At 69.2% G+C, this 19,825-nt stretch carries 19 protein-coding genes and 1 pseudogene; 4 read left to right on the top strand and 16 right to left on the bottom strand.

Annotation, left to right across the window (positions count from 1 at the left end):
* Positions 1-8 precede the first annotated feature (8 nt).
* The 15 genes and pseudogenes from LRG07_RS10500 to fliL form a co-directional block, all read right to left on the bottom strand.
* Complete coding sequence (locus tag LRG07_RS10500) at positions 9-2,258, bottom strand: chemotaxis protein CheA (RefSeq protein WP_238642305.1); 2,250 nt, start codon at positions 2,256-2,258, stop codon at positions 9-11.
* A 39-nt stretch (positions 2,259-2,297) separates the two neighbouring features.
* A complete protein-coding gene (locus tag LRG07_RS10495) occupies positions 2,298-3,083 on the bottom strand; it encodes a protein phosphatase CheZ (RefSeq protein ID WP_201168690.1) in 786 nt (261 codons plus the stop codon).
* A gap of 5 nt (positions 3,084-3,088) precedes the next feature.
* Positions 3,089-3,472 (bottom strand): chemotaxis response regulator CheY, encoded by a 384-nt coding sequence (gene cheY / locus LRG07_RS10490; RefSeq protein ID WP_201168465.1) that lies wholly within the window; start codon positions 3,470-3,472, stop codon positions 3,089-3,091.
* Positions 3,473-3,526: 54 nt separating this feature from the next.
* A complete protein-coding gene (locus LRG07_RS10485; protein WP_201168468.1) occupies positions 3,527-4,270 on the bottom strand; it encodes an RNA polymerase sigma factor FliA in 744 nt (247 codons plus the stop codon).
* The gene (locus tag LRG07_RS10480; protein WP_274519788.1) at positions 4,270-5,103 is read right to left on the bottom strand and encodes a MinD/ParA family protein; all 834 of its coding nucleotides are present in this window, start codon (positions 5,101-5,103) and stop codon (positions 4,270-4,272) included. Before LRG07_RS10480 ends, LRG07_RS10485 begins: the two co-directional genes overlap by 1 nt.
* A gap of 38 nt (positions 5,104-5,141) precedes the next feature.
* Positions 5,142-6,896, bottom strand: coding sequence for a flagellar biosynthesis protein FlhF (gene flhF, locus LRG07_RS10475; protein WP_238642304.1), 1,755 nt, complete (start codon positions 6,894-6,896; stop codon positions 5,142-5,144).
* Positions 6,897-6,902: 6 nt separating this feature from the next.
* Positions 6,903-9,023, bottom strand: a complete 2,121-nt coding sequence (gene flhA, locus LRG07_RS10470) for a flagellar biosynthesis protein FlhA (protein ID WP_238633586.1) — start codon at positions 9,021-9,023, stop codon at positions 6,903-6,905.
* On the bottom strand, positions 9,020-10,195 hold the full coding sequence (flhB, locus tag LRG07_RS10465) for a flagellar biosynthesis protein FlhB (RefSeq protein ID WP_238642303.1): 1,176 nt from the start codon (positions 10,193-10,195) through the stop codon (positions 9,020-9,022). The genes flhA and flhB overlap by 4 nt, the downstream gene beginning before the upstream one ends.
* 3 nt (positions 10,196-10,198) lie before the next feature.
* Positions 10,199-10,990, bottom strand: a complete 792-nt coding sequence (fliR, locus tag LRG07_RS10460; RefSeq protein ID WP_201168477.1) for a flagellar biosynthetic protein FliR — start codon at positions 10,988-10,990, stop codon at positions 10,199-10,201.
* Entirely contained in the window at positions 10,991-11,260 is a 270-nt protein-coding gene (fliQ, locus tag LRG07_RS10455; RefSeq protein WP_201168480.1) for a flagellar biosynthesis protein FliQ, read from the bottom strand. It lies immediately after the preceding gene.
* Between the two features lie 142 nt (positions 11,261-11,402).
* Positions 11,403-12,143, bottom strand: a complete 741-nt coding sequence (gene fliP / locus LRG07_RS10450) for a flagellar type III secretion system pore protein FliP (RefSeq protein WP_201168483.1) — start codon at positions 12,141-12,143, stop codon at positions 11,403-11,405.
* Positions 12,144-12,146: 3 nt separating this feature from the next.
* Positions 12,147-12,608 (bottom strand): flagellar biosynthetic protein FliO, encoded by a 462-nt coding sequence (gene fliO, locus LRG07_RS10445; protein ID WP_201242400.1) that lies wholly within the window; start codon positions 12,606-12,608, stop codon positions 12,147-12,149.
* Positions 12,608-13,147 carry a flagellar motor switch protein FliN gene (gene fliN, locus LRG07_RS10440; RefSeq protein ID WP_201168489.1) on the bottom strand — a complete coding sequence of 180 codons (540 nt, stop codon included), beginning with the start codon at positions 13,145-13,147 and terminating at the stop codon, positions 12,608-12,610. Before fliN ends, fliO begins: the two co-directional genes overlap by 1 nt.
* Before the next feature lie 179 nt (positions 13,148-13,326).
* Positions 13,327-14,289: pseudogene (gene fliM, locus LRG07_RS10435) on the bottom strand (flagellar motor switch protein FliM); the annotation flags it as partial.
* Positions 14,290-14,301: 12 nt separating this feature from the next.
* Complete coding sequence (gene fliL / locus LRG07_RS10430) at positions 14,302-14,754, bottom strand: flagellar basal body-associated FliL family protein (protein ID WP_201168495.1); 453 nt, start codon at positions 14,752-14,754, stop codon at positions 14,302-14,304.
* A 264-nt stretch (positions 14,755-15,018) separates the two neighbouring features.
* Here fliL and LRG07_RS10425 point away from each other — a divergent pair, with 264 nt between their 5' ends.
* From LRG07_RS10425 to LRG07_RS10410, 4 genes are all read left to right on the top strand, one after another.
* The gene (locus tag LRG07_RS10425) at positions 15,019-16,383 is read left to right on the top strand and encodes a zinc-regulated TonB-dependent outer membrane receptor (RefSeq protein ID WP_238642302.1); all 1,365 of its coding nucleotides are present in this window, start codon (positions 15,019-15,021) and stop codon (positions 16,381-16,383) included.
* 35 nt (positions 16,384-16,418) lie between these two features.
* On the top strand, positions 16,419-17,318 hold the full coding sequence (locus tag LRG07_RS10420; RefSeq protein ID WP_238642301.1) for a metal ABC transporter substrate-binding protein: 900 nt from the start codon (positions 16,419-16,421) through the stop codon (positions 17,316-17,318).
* A gap of 113 nt (positions 17,319-17,431) precedes the next feature.
* The gene (locus tag LRG07_RS10415; protein WP_238634226.1) at positions 17,432-18,031 is read left to right on the top strand and encodes an ATP-binding cassette domain-containing protein; all 600 of its coding nucleotides are present in this window, start codon (positions 17,432-17,434) and stop codon (positions 18,029-18,031) included.
* The gene (locus LRG07_RS10410) at positions 18,031-18,831 is read left to right on the top strand and encodes a metal ABC transporter permease (protein ID WP_201242393.1); all 801 of its coding nucleotides are present in this window, start codon (positions 18,031-18,033) and stop codon (positions 18,829-18,831) included. The genes LRG07_RS10415 and LRG07_RS10410 overlap by 1 nt, the downstream gene beginning before the upstream one ends.
* Here LRG07_RS10410 and LRG07_RS10405 read toward each other — a convergent pair.
* Positions 18,822-19,825, bottom strand: a 1,004-nt coding sequence (locus tag LRG07_RS10405) for a flagellar hook-length control protein FliK (RefSeq protein ID WP_238642300.1), incomplete at its 5' end; no start/stop codon positions are given. The genes LRG07_RS10410 and LRG07_RS10405 overlap by 10 nt on opposite strands.

Genomic DNA, 19,825 nt, shown 5'->3' with positions numbered 1-19,825 from the left:
CGGGCGGCCTACAGCCGCTTGCCGTAGGCCTTGATCAGGCTCGGGATGTCGACGATCAGGGCGATCTGCCCGTCGCCGGTGATGGTCGAGCCGGCCAGCCCCGGCAGGCCGTGGAGCAGCGCGCCCAGGGGCTTGATGACCACCTCCTCGAGACCGATGACCTCGTCGACGACAAAGCCGACGGCCTGGTTGCCGACGATGACCGTGATGACCTGCCGCTCGTCCTCGGCCTCCTCGCCGTTGGCCATCTCGCGCTTGGTGGTGAGCACCGGCTCACCGGCCTGGCTGAGCCAGCGCTCCAGGAAGAACAGCGGCATGGCCTTGTCGCGGACGATGGCCACCAGGCGGTTGTTGACCACGTTGGTGCGCACGTCCTGGAGTTCGAAGATCTCGCGCACCACGGACATGGGCAGGGCGAACTTGCGCCCGGAGACCTTGACCATCAGCGTCGGCAGGATGGCCAGGGTGAGCGGCAGCTGGATGCGCATGACCGTGCCACGGCCCAGCTCGGAGTCGATGTCCACGGTGCCGTTGAGCCGCGAGAGACTGTTCTTGACCACGTCCATGCCCACGCCGCGGCCGGAGACGTCGGAGATCTCCTCCTTGCTCGAGAACCCGGCGTGGAAGATCAGGCTGTACGCCTCCTTGTCATCGAGCCGCGAGGCCGACTCCTCGTCCATCATGCCCTTTTTCACCGCCAGGCCGCGCAGCTTGTCCGGGTCCATCCCGCGCCCGTCGTCGGCGATGGTCAGCAGGATGTGATCCCCCTCCTGCTCGGCGGACAGGGTCACCGTGCCCTGGCGGGGCTTGCCGGCGGCCTCGCGCTCATCCGGGTACTCCACGCCGTGATCCACGGCGTTGCGCACCAGGTGGACCATGGGGTCGGCCAGGGCCTCGACCATGTTCTTGTCCAGGTCGGTGTCCTCGCCGTGGGTCTCCAGCGTGACCTCCTTGTCGAGCTGCCGGGCCAGGTCGCGGATCACCCGGGGGAAACGGCCGAAGACCTTCTTGATCGGCTGCATGCGCGTCTTCATCACCGAAGACTGCAGGTCGGAGGTGACCAGCTCCAGATCGCTGACCGCCTGGCCGAGGCGATCGTCGTCGAGCTCGTTGCGCAGGTTGGAGAGGCGGTTGCGCACCAGCACCAGCTCGCCGACGAGGTTCATGATCTCGTCGAGCTTGGCGGTATCCACCCGCACCGAGGCCTCGACCTTGTTGCCGCCACCCCCGGCATCGGCACCCGTGCCACCCTTGTCGGCACCGGCACCGCCACCGCCCCCACCACCCTGGCCGCCGCCGGCGGCCGGCTTGCGGGCGGGGGCATCGGCCTGCGGCGCCGCCGGGGTCGACTCCGCCGCAGCGGCCGGCTCGGGCTCCCGGGGGGCCGCCGGCGCGTCGGCCGCCTGCGGCTCGCCTGCCTGCGGCTCGCCAGCCGCGGCCGCGCCGGGTGGGGGCGGCGCCGAAGCGCTTTGCGCATCGTCGCCCGCGCCTTCGACCGCCGGCGGCGACGCGTCCTTGCCGGGCGCTGCTCCGGGGCCGTAGAGGCTGTCGAGCAGCTGCTCGAACTCCTCCTCGGTGATCTCGTCGTCCCCGCCGCCCGAGGCCGGTTCGGCGGCCTCCGCGGCCGGATCCTCGGCCACCGGCTTGCCCTGGTGCTGACCTTTGCCGTGGAGCTCGTCGAGCAGCTGCTCGAACTCAGCGTCGGTGATCTCGTCGCCGCCTCCGGAGGTGGCGGCCTCGTCGCCGTCGTCCAGGGCGGTGAGCAGCTCATCGAACTCGGCGTCGCTGTCGTCGCCGGTCTGCTCTTGCTGGGAGGCCGGCTGCTGCTCCTGCGCTGCCCCTGCGGCGGCGGCCGGCGGCGCACCGGCATCCGCCTGCTTGAGCCGGTCGAGCTCCTGGAGCAGCTCCGCCGAGGCCGGTTCCGGGTCGCTGCCGTTCTCGATCTGCCCGAACTGCGCGACCACCACATCGAGCGCGCGCAGGACGGTGTCCATCAGCTCCGGCGAGACCTGCTTCTCGCCATTGCGCAGCAGGTTGAAGACGTCCTCGGTGCGGTGGCAGACCTCAACCAGCGGATCGAGCCCGAGGAACCCGGCGCCCCCCTTGATGGTGTGGAAGCCGCGGAAGACCGAATTGAGCAGATCCTGGTCCTCGCCGTGCTGCTCCAGATCCACCAGCTGCTCGCCCAGCCGGTCGAGGATCTCCCGAGACTCGACCAGGAAGTCCTGCACGATGTCGTCGTCGAGGTCGATGGCCATGCTCGGCCTCCGCTGTTGTTGGGCTTCTCGGTGCCCGGGCTAAAACCCCAGGCTCGACAGGAGATCGTCCACTTCGTCCTGCCCGCTGACCACGTCGTCGCCACCCTTGCCGGGCATGGTCGGCCCCTCGCCGCGGCGCATCCGCTCGCTGGCCACCTCGGCGTCCTCGGCCGGCCGGGTGGAGGGCTGCTGGCCTTCCTCCTCGAAGCGCTGCCCGGAGATGCGCACCAGCTGGACCAGGTTCGACTCGACCTCCTCGACCAGGGCGATGACCTTGCGGATGATCTGCCCGGTCAGGTCCTGGTAGTCCTGGGCCATCAACGCCTCGTTGAGCTGATCGCTGATCTGCCGACTGTCTGCCTGGACCCGGTTGAGGAAGCCATCCAGCTCGCGGGAGAGCTCGCGGAAGTCCTCGACATTGAGCTCGCGGCGCTGGAAGGCCTGCCAGCGCTCCGCCAGCCGTGCCCCCTCCTCGGCCAGCTCCTGCGCCAGCGGCGCACTGCCCTCGATCACCGTCAGGGTGCGGTGGGCGGCCTGCTCGGTCATCGTGATGACGTAGTTCAGGCGCTCGCGGGCATCGGGGATCTCCTGGGAGGTGATATCGGCCAGGCGCTCGTCGTAGTTGAACGCCTTGATCGCCTCATGCAGATCCCGGGTCAGCGTCCCCAGCTCGCGGAAGAGCTCGGTCTCCCGCAGGTGGGTCAGGTCGTCGATGACCGTCTGGGCACCCTCGCTGTCCCCGGCGTCGACGTGCTCCAGTAACTGCTGCGCGGCGCGGCGGTACGCCTCGAGGTCGGCGCCGCTGCTGCCCTGCTCCCGGCGCATGCTGCTCATCCCCCGCCTGCCTGGACCCGCTCGAAGATCTTGTCGATCTTCTCGCGCAGCGTCGCCGCGGTGAAGGGCTTGACGATGTAGCCGTTCACCCCGGCCTGCGCCGCCTCCATGATCTGCTCGCGCTTGGCCTCGGCGGTGACCATCAGCGTGGGCAGGTCCTTGAGATTGGCATCGGCACGGACGTGCTTGAGCAGTTCCAGACCGGTCATGCCCGGCATGTTCCAGTCGGTGATCAGAAAGTCGATCCCGCCCTTCTGCAGGATGGGCAGCGCCGTGTTGCCGTCGTCGGCCTCGACCACGTTGTTGTAGCCGAGTTCGCGCAACAGGTTCTTGATGATCCGCCTCATCGTGGAGAAATCGTCCACAACGAGGATCTTCATGTTCTTGTCCGCTGCCACATTGCCCCCCTATCTCGAGGCCTTGCCAAAGCCGTGCTACGCCGTTCGTTCCTGCTGCTCGCGCCGCCACTCCCCGAGACGGTTGCGCAGCTTGAGCATGATCCGGCCGTGGATCTGGCTGACCCGCGACTCCGAGACCCCGAGCACCTCGCCGATCTCACGCAGGTTGAGTTCCTCATCGTAGTAGAGCGCCATGACCAGGCGCTCGCGCTCGGGCAGCTCCCGGATCGCCTCGGCCAGCTCGCCCTGGAACGCCTCGTCCTGCAGCATGGCCAGGGGGCCGGGGTCGTGCCCGGCGGGCTCGTGGGGCTCGCCGGTGCCCGGATCCTCCTGGTCGATGCTGAAGACCTTCGCCGAGGACACATCCTGCAGGATATTGTGGTATTCCGCCACCGAGATCCCCAGGGCCTCGGCCACCTCGTGGTCGCGGGCATCTCGCCCGGTCCGGTGCTCGATGCTGCGGATGGCTTCGGCCACCTCGCGGCCCTTGCGGTGGACCGAACGCGGCGTCCAGTCGAGCCGGCGCATCTCGTCGAGCATGGCGCCGCGGATGCGGATGCCGGCGTAGGTCTGGAAGCTCGCCCCCTGGGAGGAGTCGTACTGGCGCGCCGCCTCGAGCAGGCCGATCATACCGGCCTGGATCAGGTCCTCGAGCTGCACGCTCGGCGGCAGGCGGCTGGCCAGATGGTGGGCGATCCGCTTGACCAGCGAGGCGTGGCGGGTGACCAGATCCTCGTCGCCCTGCTGTGCCACCGCGGTGTACATCGCGTGACCATTCATCAGGTCACCTCTCCCCCCATGCTGCTGTATTCGATCAGTCGCTCGACGAAGAACTCCAGGTTCCCGGTGGCCCCCGAGGGGGTCGGCCACGCGTCGATTCGCCGCGCCAGATCACCGAACGCCCGCGCCGAGGGGCTGTTCGGGTAGGTCTCGACCACCGGCTGCTGCTTCTGCACCGCCCGGCGTAGGCGATCATCCTCCGGGATGGCGCCGATGAAGTCCAGGTTCAGGTCGAGGAAGCGCTCGGTGGCCACGGCCAGCTTCTGGTGCAGCATCTGCCCCTCGCGGCGGCTGCGCACGCGGTTGGCGACCAGGTGGAAGCGCTCGACCCCGTAGCGGTTGAGGACCTTGATCAGGGCGTAGGCATCGGTGATCGACGAGGGCTCATTGCAGGCGACGATGACCAGTTCGCGGCAGGCGCGCACGAAGCTGACCACGCTCTCGGAGATGCCCGCCGCGGTGTCGACGAGCAGCACATCCACCTCGCGCTGGAGCTCGCTGAAGCAGCGGATCAGCCCGGCGTGCTCGGCGGCGGTGAGCTCGGCCATGCGCTGGGTGCCCGAAGAGGCGGGCACGATGGTAAAGCCGCCGGGGGCCTCGACGAGGACCTCATCGAGGCTCGCCTCGCCGGCGAGCACGTGGGAGAGGTTGAGCTTGGGCGACAGGCCCAGGGCCACGTCGACGTTGGCCAGCCCCAGATCGGCGTCGAAGAGCATCACCTCCTGGCCCATGCGACTGAGCGCAGTGGCCAGATTCACGGAGACGTTGGTCTTGCCGACCCCGCCTTTGCCGCCGGTGACGGCGACCACCTTGACCGGTCTGGTTTTCGCCATCCTGCGCAACCCCGCCGCCTGATCGAGGCCTGGCTCTGTCAGGAACATGCGCCTCCCCCACCGAGAGCCAATGCCAGGGCTTCCTCGTCGGCCTCCTGAACGTGCTCGTCCAGCAGCGCACACGCCCGGTGCACGAGTGTATCACCCCTGGCCGCCTGAAGGTCTTCCGGCACCCGCTGCCCCACGGCCAGATAGGCGATAGGCAGCTTGGTGCGCAGGGCGCAGGTCATCGCCCCGCCCAGGCTGGAGGCCTCGTCGACCTTGGTGAAGATGCAGCCCACCGGCTCGGCGCCGGCGAAGGCGCTGACCGATTCGGTCAGCGTCGCCATCTGGGTGGCCGCTGAGAGCACCAGGTAGGTCTTCACCAGCCCCTCGGCGCTGCCCAGGGTCTTGAACTGCTCGGCCAGACGCACGTCGCGCTGGCTCATGCCCACGGTGTCGATGAGCACCAGGCCGCGGTCCATCAGATCGTCGACGATGGTCCGCAGCTCATGGCGGTTGGTGGCGGTGTAGACGGGCACATCGAGGATGCGGGCGTAGGTCAGCAGCTGGTCCTGGGCGCCGACCCGGTAGTTGTCGGTGCTCACCAGTGCCACCTGCTCGCGGCCGTGGCGCAGGGCGTAGCGCGCCGCCAGCTTGGCCACCGTGGTGGTCTTGCCGACGCCGGTGGGGCCGACCAGGGCGTAGACCCCGCCGCGGTCGACGATCTCGTCGCCGGCGATGGGCAGGTGCCGGGCGATCAGGGCCAGCGCCTTGCGGAAGGCGGTGTCGGGGTTCTCGTCGCCGCCAATGTGATCGGCCAGCTTGCGGCTGACTTCGGTGCCCATGCCGAGATCCGTGAGCCGTTTGATCACCGTGGCTCGGGCCGGGTGGCGGTGACCCATGCGGTTCCACTCGAGCAGCGAGAGCTGGTTCTCGAAGAGGCTGCGCAGGGTGCGGATCTCCTCGCGCATCTCCTGGAAGGCCGGCTCCTCCTCGACGCGACGGCGGCTCGCACCGGAGCCACCCGCGGTAGACGGGCCCTCCTGGTTGCCGGCGCTGGCCGCCTCGGCGGCGGCCCCCATGGCGGCGGCGTGCTCGACCCCGCCGAGCCCCTGGCCCCGGTCGCCACCGGGCTCGCCGCCGCTGGCCGCCCCGCCCCGACCACGCGCCGGCCGGGAGGCCGGCTCGCGTCGCGGCTGCTCGGCGCGCTTGCGCTCCACCTCCTGGTGCTCGCGGCTGAGGGCGTCGAAGAGTTCGGCGTCCTCGTCGGCGCCGCCGACGCGCAGATCGATACGCGGCTCGCGGCGCTCGCCGCCGCCGGCGCCGCTGCGCTCCTGGCCGGAACTGCGATGGGCGGCCGCGTTGGCACGGGCCCGCTCCGCCGCGCCGGTGTCGATGCGCGGCCGCCCGCGGGACGGGCCGCCCCCCTCACGCTGCGGCAGGGCGTCGTCGGCCACCGCACCACCGGCGCGCAGACTGCGCAGGCGGGCCAGGGCCGCCTCGCGAGCACGGCCGGCCTCATCCTCGGCCGGCTCCGCCTGCCCGGACGGCTCGTCCTCGGCGGCGGGCAGGTCCGGCTCACCGGGGCGCGGGCCCGGCGAGCCGTCCAGGGGCGGGATCTCGGCGGCCCGCGGATCCTGCGCGCGGGCCGCCGCCTGAACGGCGCGCTCGTCGTAGTCCACCGCCGAGATCACCTCGACGCCGCCGTCGACATTGCGCGACGAGATCACCACGGCATCCGGGCCGTGCTGCTCCTTGACCTTGCGCAGCGCCTCGCGGGTATTGGCGGCGAAGATTCGCTTGATTCGCATGGTGCGTTACCCCTGCTTGCCCGATTCCTCCTGCCCCTGACCGACGTTGGCGATGATGCGCACCTGCCGGTCATCCGGGACCTCGTTGTAGGACAGGACGTAAAGCCCCGACGCCACGTTGCGGGACAGCCGCCGCAGCCAGTGGCGCAGCGGCGGTGACGTCAGCAATACGGCGGGCTGACCGGCGGCTTCTTGACGCTCCGCCGCCTGGGCGATCGAGCGCTGCATGCGCTCGGCCAGCCCGGGCTCGATGCCGCCGCCCCCGTCCCCGGCACCCTGCACGGAATTAAGCAAGAGTTGTTCCAGCTGCGGCTCCAGGGTGATCACCGGCACCTCGCGCTGCATGCCGACGATCTCCTGGACGATCATGCGGCTGAGCGCCTCGCGCACGTGCTGAGTCAGCTGCCCCGGGTCCTTGGTCTTCTGCCCGTGCTCGGCCAGCGCCTCGACGATGGAGCGCATGTCCCGGATGGGCACGCCCTCCTCGAGCAGATTCTGCAGCACCTTGACCACCGTGGACAGGCTCAGGGTGTTGGGCACCAGCTCCTCGACCAGCTTGGGCTGGCTCTGGCCGAGCATGTCGAGCAGCTTCTGCGCCTCCTCGTGGCCGAAGAGCTGATGGGCGTTGCGCTGCACCTCCTGGGAGAGATGGGTGGCGATCACCGTGCTGGCGTCCACCACCGTGTAGCCCAGGGTCTGCGCGTAATCGTGCTGCGACGGCTCGATCCACACCGCGTCGAGACCGAAGGCCGGATCCTTGGTCGGCGTCCCGGAGAGCTCGCCGTGGACCGTCCCGGGGTTGATGGCCAGCTCGCGGCCGGGCTGCACGTCGCCCTCGGCCACGGGTACGCCGTGGATGCTGACCCGGTAGACGTTGGGTCCCAGATCGAGGTTGTCGCGGATGTGCACCGGCTGGACCAGGAAGCCCAGGTCCTGGGAGAGCTTCTTGCGCACCCCCTTGATCCGGGTCAGCAGCTGCCCGCCCTGATTGCGGTCGACCAGCGGGATCAGGCCGTAACCCACTTCCAGGCCCACCGGGTCCACCGGGGGCACGTCGTCCCAGGTGAGCTCTTTCTGCTCGGGGTCCTCCCGCTCGGCATCGGCCTGCTCGGATGCCGCGGGCTGCTGAGCCGCGGCGGCCGCCTCGGCCTCGCGCCTGCCGGCGTACCACGCCCCCAGCGCGCACAGCCCGGCGAAGAAGAGAAACGGCACCGGCGGCAGCCCCGGCGCCAGACCAAGCAGGCCGATGATCCCGGCGACGACCCAGAGCACCCGCGGGTTGCTGAACAGCTGCTCCATGATGTCGTCGGTCATCCGCCGCGTATCCGAGCGGCGGGTGACCAGGATGGCCGTCGCGCTGGAGAGCACCAGCGAGGGGATCTGCGCCACCAGGCCGTCGCCGATGGTCAGCAGGGTGTAGTTGCGGGCGGCCTCGTCGGCCGGCATGCCGTGCTGGGTCATGCCGATGATCAGCCCGCCGACGATATTGATCAGCAGGATCAGGATGCCGGCGATCGCGTCACCGCGGACGAACTTGGCGGCACCGTCCATGGAGCCGTAGAAGTCGGCCTCCTGAGCCACCTCCTGGCGCCGGTTGCGCGCCTCCTCCTGGCTGATGATCCCGGCGTTGAGGTCGGCGTCGATGGCCATCTGCTTGCCGGGCAGCGCATCCAAGGTGAAGCGCGCCGAGACCTCGGAGATGCGCCCGGCGCCCTTGGTGACCACGACGAAGTTGATGATCACCAGGATGGCGAAGACCACGAAGCCGACCACGTAGTTGGCGCCAACGACGAACTCGCCGAACGACTGGATGACGTTGCCCGCCGCGTCGGTGCCGGTATGACCGTCGAGGAGGATGATCCGCGTCGAGGCGATGTTCAGCGCCAGGCGCAGCAGCGTGGCCACCAGCAGGATCGTCGGGAAAACCGCGAACTCCAGCGGCCGCATGATGTAGACGGTGACCAGGAGGATCGACAGCGACAGGACGATGTTGAAGGTGAACAGCATGTCCAGCGCCAGCGGCGGCAGGGGCACGATCATCATCGCCAACAGGGCAATGACCAGCAGCGGCGTACCCAGCCCCCGGGAGCCGAGGCTGCGGATCTGATCGGCGATGGCCGAATTCATCGGCGGCTATCCCCTCCTGGCTCATCGGATGGTGCACCGCCGCCGGCGTCGTAGCCCGACGGAACCTCCGGCTCGGGCCGCTGCGGCGGCGTCCAGCCGCGGCGCTGCGCGGCCTGGAACTGGTAGACGTAGGCCAGCACCTGGGCGACGGCGAAGTAAAGCGCGCCCGGGATCTCCTGGTCCAGATCGGCGGAATGATACAAGGCCCGTGCCAGCGGCGGGGCCTGGAAGATCAGGATGTCGTTCTCCTCGGCGATCTGGCGGATGCGCGCAGCAAGCAGGTCGGCGCCCTTGGCCACCACCGTGGGCGCACGCATGGACGACTGATCGTATTTGAGCGCCACGGCGTAGTGGGCCGGGTTGGTGATGACCACATCGGCATCGGGGACCTGCTCCATCATCCGCCGGTTGGTCATCTCCCGCTGCTGCTCGCGGACCCGCTGCTTGACCTCCGGCTTGCCCTCGGTCTGCTTGAACTCCTCTTTGACCTCCTGGCGGGTCATGCGGATCTTCTGGGTGTGGTCGTAGATCTGGTAGGGGATGTCGATGGCCACCACCACCAGCATCGACAGTGCCAGCAGGAAGAAGAAGATGTAGAACAGCCGCATGCCCTCGGCCATGGAGGGCTCGAGGGGGGCCCGGCTCATGGTGTAGAAGTTGTCCCAGAAGAGGACAAACAGCCCGGCGGCGGTGCCGCCGATGACCAGCACCTTGCCCAGGGCCTTGCCCAGCTCCACCGCCGCCTTGGTCCCGAACATGCGCTGAAACCCCTTGATGGGGCTGAGCTTCTCGGGCTTGGGCTGCATCGGGTGAAAGGAGAAACTCCACCCGCCCAGGGCGGTGGGGGCGATCAGCGCGGCGAGCAGCATCACGGCGATGAACGGCAGCACCGTGAGCAACCCCCGCCCGAGCGCCTCGTGCAGCCGCTCGATGAGGATCCCCGGATCGTAGATGTGGCTACGATCAATGGTGAATGACCACTCGAGCAGCGACGTCAGCTGACCGCCCATGAAGGGACCGAGCGCCAGCAGCGCGCCGGCGGCCACCAGCAGCACCAGCATGGTGGTCAGCTCCCGCGAGCGCGGGATCTGCCCCTTCTTGCGCGATTCCTCGCGCCGTTTCGGGGTCGGATCCTCGGTTTTTTCCTGCCCGTCTTCGCTCTCCTGGGCCACGGCCTACCCCCCGATCCCCGGTGTACCGAGCAACGATCCGATGGTGTTGTACGCCTCGCTCCACATCATGGCCATGCGCGCCGGCAGCGCCGGCAGGACCAGGATGGGCATCAGGACGCCGCCGACCAGGATGGTCAGCGGCAGACCGACGGAGAAGACGTTCATCTGCGGCGCGGCGCGGGTCATCACGCCCAGCGAGAGGTTGATGACCAGCAGGACGGTGACCAGCGGCAGCGCGATGAGTACGGCACCCGCGTACATCTGCGTCCCCCAGGCCGCGACACCCCAGAACACGTCCCGATCCAGGGCGATCTCGCCGATAGGCACCGCCGCGAAGCTGTCTGCCAGCAGCTGGATCAGCATCAGGTGCCCGCCGACGGCGAGGAAGAGCAGCGTGACGATGGTCAGCAGCAGCTGGGAGATCACCGGCACCGACATGCCCGTCTGCGGGTCCACCATGGTGGCAAAACCCAGCCCCATGGCCAGGGCAATGCTCTCACCGGCGATCACCGCCGTGTTCAGCGCCAGGGCCAGGATCATGCCGATGGTCAGCCCCACCAGCACCTCCTGGACGGCGATCAGCAGGCCGTCCGCCGAGAGCGGATCCACCGGGGGCACCTCGCCCACCGCCGGAAGCACGGCGATGGTCAGGGCCACGCCGATGAACACCCGCACCTGCAGCGGGATCATGTCGTTGCCGAACACCGGCGCCACCAGGGCCGCCGCCCCGATGCGCATCAGCGGGTACATGAAGGTACCCACCCACGCGGCCGCTTCGGCGCTGCTGATCTCCATTCAGCGCAGGATCTCCGGGATGCTGCGGATGAGCCCCTCGGTGAAGTCGGTCAGGACCTGGGTCATCCACGGCGTGAGCAGGAACAGCACCACCGCCAAGCCGGCGAGCTTGGGCACGAAGGAGAGGGTCTGCTCGTTGATCTGCGTGGCCGCCTGGAACATGCCGACGATCAGGCCGATGATCAGCGCCGCCAACAGGATCGGCCCGGCCAGGAGCGTGGCCACGGTGAGCGCGTCCGTGCCCAGCTGAATCGCCCGCTCGGGTGTCATAGACAACCTCCATTAAAGGCTTGCCGCTAGCGGCCGGCACCGGCCGACCGGCTCCGGCCGGGCCGGCAGCTTTTTGCCGTTCGGCGCCCCGCCATTGCCGCCGGGCGGCAAGGTCTTGCCGCCCGGCGGGGCACCCGGGCGGTCACAGGAAGAAACTGGACGCCAGGGTGCCCATCACCAGTGACCAGCCATCGACCAGGACGAAGAGCATGATCTTGAACGGCAGCGAGATGATCATCGGCGAGAGCATCAGCATGCCCATGGACATCAGCGTGCTGGCCACCACCAGGTCGATGACCAGGAACGGCAGATAGAGCACGAAGCCGATGATGAAGGCGGTCTTCAGCTCGCTGGTCATGAATGCCGGGATCAGCACCGACATGGGCACGTCGTCCGGGCTGTCCACCTCGCCGTAGTCGGCGATGCGCAGGAACAGGGCGATGTCGTCCTCGCGGGTCTGGCGGATCATGAACTCGCGCATCGGCTCGCTGGCCTGCTCCAGCGCCTGCTCGGCGTTCATCTCCTCGGCCATGTACGGCTGCAGCGCGGTCTCGTTGATCTCGTCGAAGACCGGCATCATCACGAACAGGGTCAGGAACAGGGCCAGCCCGATGAGCACCTGGTTCGACGGCGTCGAGGCGGTGCCGAGCGCCTGGCGCAGGATGGCAAGGACGACGATGATCCGCGTAAAGGCGGTCATCATCAGCACCATCGCCGGCAGCAGCGTCAGCAGGGTCATGAGGACGAGGACCTGGACGCTGAGGCTCCAGGTCTGCCCGTCCTCGGTCTCCTCGATGGTCAGCGCCTCCAGCCCGGTCTGGCCGTAGGCCAGCACCGGGCAAAGAAACAACGCCACGAGAAGCAGAATACGGAGTGTGGGCATGGACTACTGCTGATCGGATTGCTGCATCAAGCGACGCAGCCGCGCCGCGAACGGGCCGCCCTGCCCGCCGTCGGCCTCGCCGCCGACGCCGGTCACTGGGGTTTCCAGTATATGCAAGGTCTGTACCCGCCCGGGCGCTACACCGAGCAGCAGCTGGGTCTCCCCCACCTGAACCAGCACCACGCGCTCGCGCTGGCCCACCGGCAGCGAGCCGAGCACACGCATGGCCCCGGTGCCGCCCACGGCCCCGCCGCCGAAGCGCCGGAGCAGCCAGGAGAGCCCGACAATCACCGCCAGCACCACCAACAGGGCGACAATCACCCGGACGATGGCCTCGGCCTCGACCCCGGGGACGGTCTCGGCCACCGCCGGCGCCGAGAACGCCAGCAGATTGACGCCCAGCGCCGCCCCCGCCAGGCGCGAGCGCCGGAGGAACGTCACCCACGAGCGCGATCGAGGGGCCATCAGCGCAGCTTCTTCACCCGCTCGGCCGGGCTGATGACGTCGGTCAGGCGGATGCCGAAGCGCTCGTTGACGACCACCACCTCGCCGTGGGCGATCAGCGTGCCGTTGACCATCACGTCCAGGGGCTCGCCGGCCAGGCGGTCGAGCTCCACCACCGAGCCCTGGTTGAGCTGGAGCAGGTGGCGGATGCTGATCTGCGTCCGGCCGATCTCCATGGACAGCGTCACCGGGATGTCGAGGATGACATCGATGTTCTGGTCATCCTCGCCGGCGGCGCGCGTGGCGGCCGGATCGAACTCGTCCAGATCCACCGATCGGCCGCCGCCGCCTTTTTCGGCAGCGCCGGACTGGCCGCTCTCCCGACCGCCCGAACCGGCCGTCTCGGTGGCCTCGGCGCCCTCCTCCATGGCGGCCGCCCACTCCTCGGCCAGGGCCTCGTCGTCGATGTGCTCTCCCTCCTGCTCGCCCTGCCCCTTCTGCTCGGCCAGGGCGTCGGCCCAGTCGTCATCGGCCGACGGCCGGTCGTTCTCGTCACTCATGACTCATCCACCCTCTGGCTGCTCTGGGGGCGCTCCGGCGCCTCGTGGGACTCCTCGGCGCCGCTGCGCTGCTCGGCGGTGAGCCGGTTGATGCGCTGCTGAACCGGCTCCTCGTCCCGTTCGCGCTCCTCGCGGCGGACCTGGTCGCGCTCCGGCAGCAGTGTCTCGCGCTCCGGCGCCTGCACCTTCTCGTCAATACGCAGCGCCGCATGGCCCTCGCACACCCCATAGGTACCGTAGAAGACCGGCACCTCCTCGACCTCGACCACCACCCGCTCGGGCATCTCGATGGGGATCACATCCCCGGCCTTGAGGTGCATCAGATCGCGCAGGGTGATCTCCGAGCGCGCCAGGGTACTGTGCATGGTCACCGGAGCGGTCTTCATCTCTTCGCGCAGCGCCTTGGCCCAGCGGTCATCGACGTCGTTGCGATCGGACTGCACGCCGGCGTCGAGGATCTCGCGGATCGGCTCGACCATGGTGTACGGCAGGGTCACGTGGATGTCGCCACCGCCGCCGTCGAGCTCGACGTGGAACTTGCTCACGACGACCACCTCGGTGGGGCTGACGATGTTGGCGAACTGCGGGTTGACCTCCATGTTCACGTACTCGAAGTCCACGCCGAGCACCGGGTTCCACGCCTCGCGCAGGTCATCGAAGGCCTGATCGAGCATCAGCCGGATAACCCGCTGCTCGGTGGGCGTGAACTCGCGCCCCTCCACCTTGAGGTAGAAGTGCCCGCCGCCGCCGAAGAAGTTGTCCACCACCAGGAAGACCAGCTTGGGGTCGATCACGAACAGACCGGAGCCGCGCAGCGGCGGCACGCGGATGATGTTCAGGCTGGTGGGGACGAACAGGGTGTGGACGTACTCGCCGAACTTCATCATCTCCACGCCGGTGACCGAGACCTCCGGCGTGCGGCGGAGCATGTTGAACAGGCCGATGCGAAACAGCCGCCCGAAGCGCTCGTTGATCATCTCCAGGGTCGGCATCCGGCCCCGGACGATGCGCTCCTCGGCGGTAAAGGTGTACGGCCGGAGTTCGCCGGTATCCTCTTCGTCCTCGGTGTCGACGTCGCCGTCGTCGATCCCGTGGAGGAGCGCGTCGATCTCGTCCTGGCTGAGGATATCCTGCTGCGACATGACGACCGCCCGCTACTGCATTACGAAACTGGTGAAGTAGACCGCTTCGACCTCGCCCTCGATCCCGCGCTCATCGAGGATGTCGTTGATCTCCTCGAGCGAGGCGTGCCGCAGATCCTCGCGCCCGGCCCGGGTGTTGAGCGCCTCGAAGCTCTGATCAGCGAAGAGCATCAGCAGGTTGTTGCGGATCACCGGCATGTGCCGCTCCACGCCCTCGAGCGCCTGGTCGGTGCGCGCCATGACCTCGACCTCGGCCTGCAGGTAGCTGATCCGCTGACCCCGCTCGAAATTGACGGTCAAAGGCGGCTCCAGCTTGAGGTACTGCGGATCCCCCAGGTCGGGCTCTGCGTCCGCATGCATGCCCGGCGGCGTGATGTAGCCGAACGCCAGGGCCCCCACGGTGCCCATGGTCACGACCATCATCAACGCCATGATCCCCATGAATATGTAGACAATCTTCGGCACTGGTATGCCTCCCCGTGCCCTATCAATGCACTGACTGTGCCGTGACGCCGGCGCTGCTGCTGCCGACTCCCCATGCTACCGCATCACCCGCCGGCGACGCCTGTTGACGCCTTGTTGCATTTGCAACTAGATTGCACTGGACGCCGGAGGCGGCCGCTGTGGACTCTCTTGTGCTATCGGCCACCAGCGCCGGGAACTTGACCACAGCAGCGCGACAGCGGCCACAACCGCCCGGCGCGTCACTCAATCCAGGGGAGCCCGAACATGTCACGATACCACGCCCAATGGCGCCGATCGGCCCTGCTGGCCACCGGTCTGGGCGGCGCAGCCCTGCTGCTCGGCAGTGCCCACGCCCAGTCGCCCACCGACGAACCCACCGTCGAGCAGGGACCGGAACCCACCGTCAGCGCCGACCCCGGCCCGATGCAGCGGGCCACCGCCTCCAGCGAGCAGATCGGCGCCGGCACACTGATGAATCCGTCCATCTCCGTGATCCTGGACGGCGTCTACGGCAACGAGTTCTCTGGCCACGTGGGGGATCCCGGCGGCTTCGGCATGGGCCACAGCCACGGGCACGGTCATGGCCACGACCACGCCCACGGCATTGAGGACGGCTTCCAGCTGCGCGAGACGGAAATCGCCTTCGAGGCCTCGGTGGACCCGTATTTCGACGCCTTCGCCATGCTGGTCATCGAGGGCACCGACCACATCGACCTCGAGGAGGCCTACTTCACCACCCGCAGCCTGCCGTGGGGCCTGCAGGTGAAGGCCGGCCGGTTCCTCTCTGACATCGGCTACATCAACAGCCAGCACCCCCACGAGTGGGACTTCGTGGACCGCCCGCTGGTCAGCGAGCACCTCTTCGGCGACCACGGCATCCAGGAGACCGGCGTGCAGCTCAACTGGCTGGCGCCCACCCGCACCTACCTGAAGTTCGGTGTCGAGACTCTGCAAGGTGAGAGCAGCGGAATCGCCCCGTACGAGGGGCACGACCACGGCTTCGACGATGTCTCCGGCCCGCGCCTCGGGACCGCCTTCGCCAAGTGGGGACCGAACCTCGGTTACAATCACAACGCGCAGCTTGGGGCATCCGCAGGCTACGCCCGTGCCTTCCAGAAGGGCGATATCGACGACGAGGACGCCTGGGACGGCGACAGCTGGTTCGCCGGCCTCGACGCGATCTATCGCTACGACGCCGGTGGTTATAAGGGCCAGGGCGACTGGACCGTACAGGGCGAGTACTTCTACCGGAACATCGAAGCCGACTTTTATGACGACGGAGATTTCGAATACGCCGGCACCAGCAAGCAGGACGGCCTTTACATCCAGGCGGTCTACGGCATCGCCCCGCGCTGGCGGACCGGCCTGCGCGCCGAAGCCCTGGGCATCACCAACGACGCCTTCGGGCACGATGAGATCGAGGCCCTAGACACCAGCTACCGTTACGCGGCCAACGTGACCTTCTACCCGTCGCACTTCTCGTACATCCGGGCTCAGGTCAACTACTCCGACTTCGCCGGTGGCGCTGGGCATGGGCATGGGCACGGACACGACCACGGGGAAGACGCCTGGCAGGCGATGCTCCAGTACAACCTGAGCCTCGGCGCCCACGGCGCCCATCCGTTCTGAGCGCGCCGCGCCGCAATCGCAGAGGGAGTCGAATGATGTTCAAGCGCATCCTTGCCACCGCGGTCCTCGCCACCGCCCTCGCCGCCGGCCCCGCCGCGGCGGAGCGGCTGCAGGTGGCCGCGACCACCACCAACATGGCCATGATCACCCAGCAGGTCGGCGGCGATCATGTGGAGGTCACCACCATGGCCCCGCCGGACCGGGACGCCCACTACCTGGAGGCGCGTCCGTCGATGATGGCCGCCCTGCGCGGGGCCGACCTGGTGGTCTCGGTGGGCGCCGAGTTGGAGGAGGGCTGGCTGCCCGCCGCCATCCGCGGCGCCAACAACCCGGACGTGCAGATCGGCCAGGACGGCTATTTCGAGGCCGCCGCCCAGGTGGAGCTGATCGGCCAGACCGGTCACGCCGACCGCGCCCGGGGTGATGTCCACCCGGCGGGCAACCCCCACGTCTACCTGGACCCCGTCCGCATGGCCGAGGTAGGCCAGGCCCTGGCCTCGCGGCTGGGCGACCTGGCCCCGGAGCACGCCGAGCACTTCTACAGCAACGCCGATGACTTCCAGGCCGCCGTCGAAGAGCGGTTGCCCGGCTGGGAGGAGCGCGTCGCCGACGCCCCCGGGGTGCTGGTCTTCCACGCGGACATCGACTATCTGGTGCACCGCCTGGACGTGCCCCTGCACGGCTACCTGGAGCCGCTGCCCGGCGTACCGCCCACCGCCCGCCACCTGCGGCGGCTGGTCAATGAGCTGGCGGACGAGCGGGGCGTAACGCTTTTCGCCGACTTCCAGCCGGCGGACGGGGCCCGGTTCATCGAGCGGGAGCTGGGCTGGTCCTACTACAGTCTGCCCACCCAGGTCCCGGTGGACGGCGATGCCGACGACTACTTCGCGGTCATCGACGAGCTGGTTGAGGCCATCGCCTCGCCGGCCTCCTGAGCCGACCCGGCGGTACCGGCTGGCCAGCCGGTACCGCGCCCCTTACCATGACGCGACCCGGACGGGGCACGGTCCCGCCCGGGTCGTTCTTCCCCACGACAAGGATCCATCTCGTGGCGCAACCGCTTCTCGAGATCGAACAGCTGCGGGCTGGCTACGGCGAGCCGGTGGTCGGCCCGGTTTCTCTGCAGGTCCACCCCGGCGAGGTGATCGGCCTGGCCGGCCCCAACGGCTGCGGCAAGAGCACGGTGCTCAGTGTCCTCACCGGCCAGGCGCAGCGCTTCGGCGGCCAGGCCAAAACGGCTGCCGGCGCCGGCATCGCCTGCCAGTCCCAGGCCCCGTACCAGGGCGGCGAGCTGCCCCTGCGCGGCGACGAGCTCCTGACGCTGATGGGCGCCGACCCCGCCACCCTGCCCGAGCCGCTGCAGCCGCTACTGCGCCGGCGCATCGACCGCCTCAGCGGCGGGCAGCGCCAGAGCCTGCTGGTCTGGTCCGTCCTCGGCCACCCCGGGGCCCTGGTGCTCCTCGATGAACCCACCAACAACCTGGACGCCCGTGGCCGGCAGCTGCTCATCGAGGGACTGAATCGCCTGGACGCCGGGCGCGGGGCGCTGGTGATCAGCCACGACGCCGACTTCATCCGCCAGGTCTGCCACCGGGTGATCACCCTGGAGCCGGGCGGGCATCTGCAGCGAACGGAGACGGCCGCGTAATGGAACTGCTCTTCGACCCCCTGTTCCGTCTGCCGTTCTTCGCCGGGCTGACCGCCGCCGTGGCGGTGGCGGTGGTCGGGCTCTACCTGCGCCTGCGCGGCGAGTGGCTGGCCGCCCTGGGCTTCGCCCACCTGGCCGGCGCCGGCGGCGTGGCGGGCCTGCTGCTCGGCGCCCCGCCGCTGGCCGCGGCCCTGGCGGCGAGCGCCGTGGCGGTGGCGATCAAGGGCGCCCTGCACCGAACCGGCAACGACGTCTACGCCTGGCTGATCCTCTTCGGTTGGGCGGCGATGATGCTCGGCGCCTCGATGACCTACCACGCCAAGCTCCTCGGCGAGAACCTGATGGAGGGGCAGCTCTACTTCGTCGGTGCCGAGGAGTTGTGGGCGACGCTGATCGTCGCCGGTGCCGCCGCCGTGCTCCTGCCGATCATCTCGCGCCGGCTGCTGCGCCACGAGCTCTTCCCCGGCCACGACGCCGCCAACGGCAAGCCGCTGTGGCCGGTGACGCTCGGTTTCGATCTGATCGCCGCGGCGGTAGTGGCGATCACGGCGCTGGTGATGGGGGTGATGGCCGCCTTCGCCCTGGTCTTCATCCCGGCCTGGCTGGCCTTCGCCCTGGCGGGCGGATGGCGGCGCGCCGTGGCCTGGGCGGCGGGGCTGGCCGCTGCGATCTACACCGCGGCGTTCGTCACCGCCATGGCGCTGGATCTGCCCTTTGCCACGGTCCTGGTGGGCATCGCGGCGGCCGTGGCGCCGCTGCGCCTGCTTGCTGGGCGGCTGGGCGGGCGGCTTCAGGCGTAGTGGTCGATCAGCCCGCGGCCGCTACTGCCGGCTGCGGCGGCCTCCCCGGCATCCTCGCCTTCTGACTCGGCGGCCTGCAGGGACTCACCGCCGTCGGGATCGGTCTCGTCCTCACCGCCGTCGCCCTGGGAGATATTCACGTCCACCTCCCCCTGACCCTGGTCGGCCAGGAACTGCTTGAGCCGCTCCAGGTCCTGCTCCAGGGCCTCGCGGGTGGCCGCGTTGTGCGTGGTGATGTTCACCGTGGTGCGCTCGTCACCGACGTTGACCTGGATGTCCAGCGGGCCGAGGCCGGGCGGATTGAGCTGCAGCCGCGCCTGCTGGACATTCTCGTTGACCATCCACACCACCCGCTCGCCCACAGCGGGGGTGAAACCCTGTTGACCCACCGGCTGCTGCACGGTGAACTGCAGGCCGCCGCCGCGCTGACTGCCCTCCAGCCCCTGGGCGGCAGCCAGCAGTCCGCTGAACTCGCCACGAGCGGCGCCCTCGTCCCGACCGCGCTGGCCCGACTGCAATGCCTGCAGCAGCGCCTCGGCAGCCGAGCTACGCTCACCGCCGCCACTCTGCCCGCCCTGGCTGCCGGTCTGCCCGCCGGTCAAGTCCAGCCCACCCACCGGGGCATTGAGCAGGCCGCCGGCCCGCAGCTCGCGGACGATCTGATCGCCGAGCGCGCTGCCGCGCTTCGCATCGGCCTCATCGCCGGGCGCGCTGCCGATCAGAACCGAGGCGCTGGCGGCGATGGCGGTCAGCCCGCCCTGTTCGGCGCCCTCCCCGGTCGAGTCACCAACCAGTTCGGGGTCATCAAGATGGGCCAGGCGCTCCTGCAGCGCAGCCGCCAGCTCCTTGCCCGAGAGCCCCTCGTCCTCCAGCTCGGCCAGCGCCTGGAGGACCTCGGCGCGTTCGGCGGCCAGCTGACGCTGCCCCTCCAGCCACGCCTTAAGGCGCTCAAGCTTGCCGGCCTCCCCCTCCAGCAACGCCTTGAGCTTGGCAG

Source organism: Halorhodospira sp. 9622 (assembly GCF_022228025.1).
In the GTDB taxonomy this organism is placed as follows: Bacteria; Pseudomonadota; Gammaproteobacteria; order Nitrococcales; family Halorhodospiraceae; genus Halorhodospira; species Halorhodospira halophila_A.
The sequence above is the reverse complement of the archived record's forward strand: the minus strand, read 5'-3'. Positions and strand labels throughout refer to the sequence as shown.

Coding starts and splice junctions, on each gene's coding strand:
- LRG07_RS10485 (WP_201168468.1), bottom strand. CDS start 4,270: ATGAATGGTCACGCGATGTACACCGCGGTGGCACAGCAGGGCGACGAG.
- cheY (WP_201168465.1), bottom strand. CDS start 3,472: ATGAAGATCCTCGTTGTGGACGATTTCTCCACGATGAGGCGGATCATC.
- LRG07_RS10495 (WP_201168690.1), bottom strand. CDS start 3,083: ATGCGCCGGGAGCAGGGCAGCAGCGGCGCCGACCTCGAGGCGTACCGC.
- LRG07_RS10425 (WP_238642302.1), top strand. CDS start 15,019: ATGTCACGATACCACGCCCAATGGCGCCGATCGGCCCTGCTGGCCACC.
- LRG07_RS10410 (WP_201242393.1), top strand. CDS start 18,031: ATGGAACTGCTCTTCGACCCCCTGTTCCGTCTGCCGTTCTTCGCCGGG.
- fliO (WP_201242400.1), bottom strand. CDS start 12,608: ATGGCCCCTCGATCGCGCTCGTGGGTGACGTTCCTCCGGCGCTCGCGC.
- fliN (WP_201168489.1), bottom strand. CDS start 13,147: ATGAGTGACGAGAACGACCGGCCGTCGGCCGATGACGACTGGGCCGAC.
- flhF (WP_238642304.1), bottom strand. CDS start 6,896: ATGCGAATCAAGCGAATCTTCGCCGCCAATACCCGCGAGGCGCTGCGC.
- LRG07_RS10420 (WP_238642301.1), top strand. CDS start 16,419: ATGTTCAAGCGCATCCTTGCCACCGCGGTCCTCGCCACCGCCCTCGCC.
- LRG07_RS10500 (WP_238642305.1), bottom strand. CDS start 2,258: ATGGCCATCGACCTCGACGACGACATCGTGCAGGACTTCCTGGTCGAG.
- flhA (WP_238633586.1), bottom strand. CDS start 9,023: ATGAATTCGGCCATCGCCGATCAGATCCGCAGCCTCGGCTCCCGGGGG.
- fliP (WP_201168483.1), bottom strand. CDS start 12,143: ATGCCCACACTCCGTATTCTGCTTCTCGTGGCGTTGTTTCTTTGCCCG.
- fliQ (WP_201168480.1), bottom strand. CDS start 11,260: ATGACACCCGAGCGGGCGATTCAGCTGGGCACGGACGCGCTCACCGTG.
- fliR (WP_201168477.1), bottom strand. CDS start 10,990: ATGGAGATCAGCAGCGCCGAAGCGGCCGCGTGGGTGGGTACCTTCATG.
- LRG07_RS10480 (WP_274519788.1), bottom strand. CDS start 5,103: ATGGCGAAAACCAGACCGGTCAAGGTGGTCGCCGTCACCGGCGGCAAA.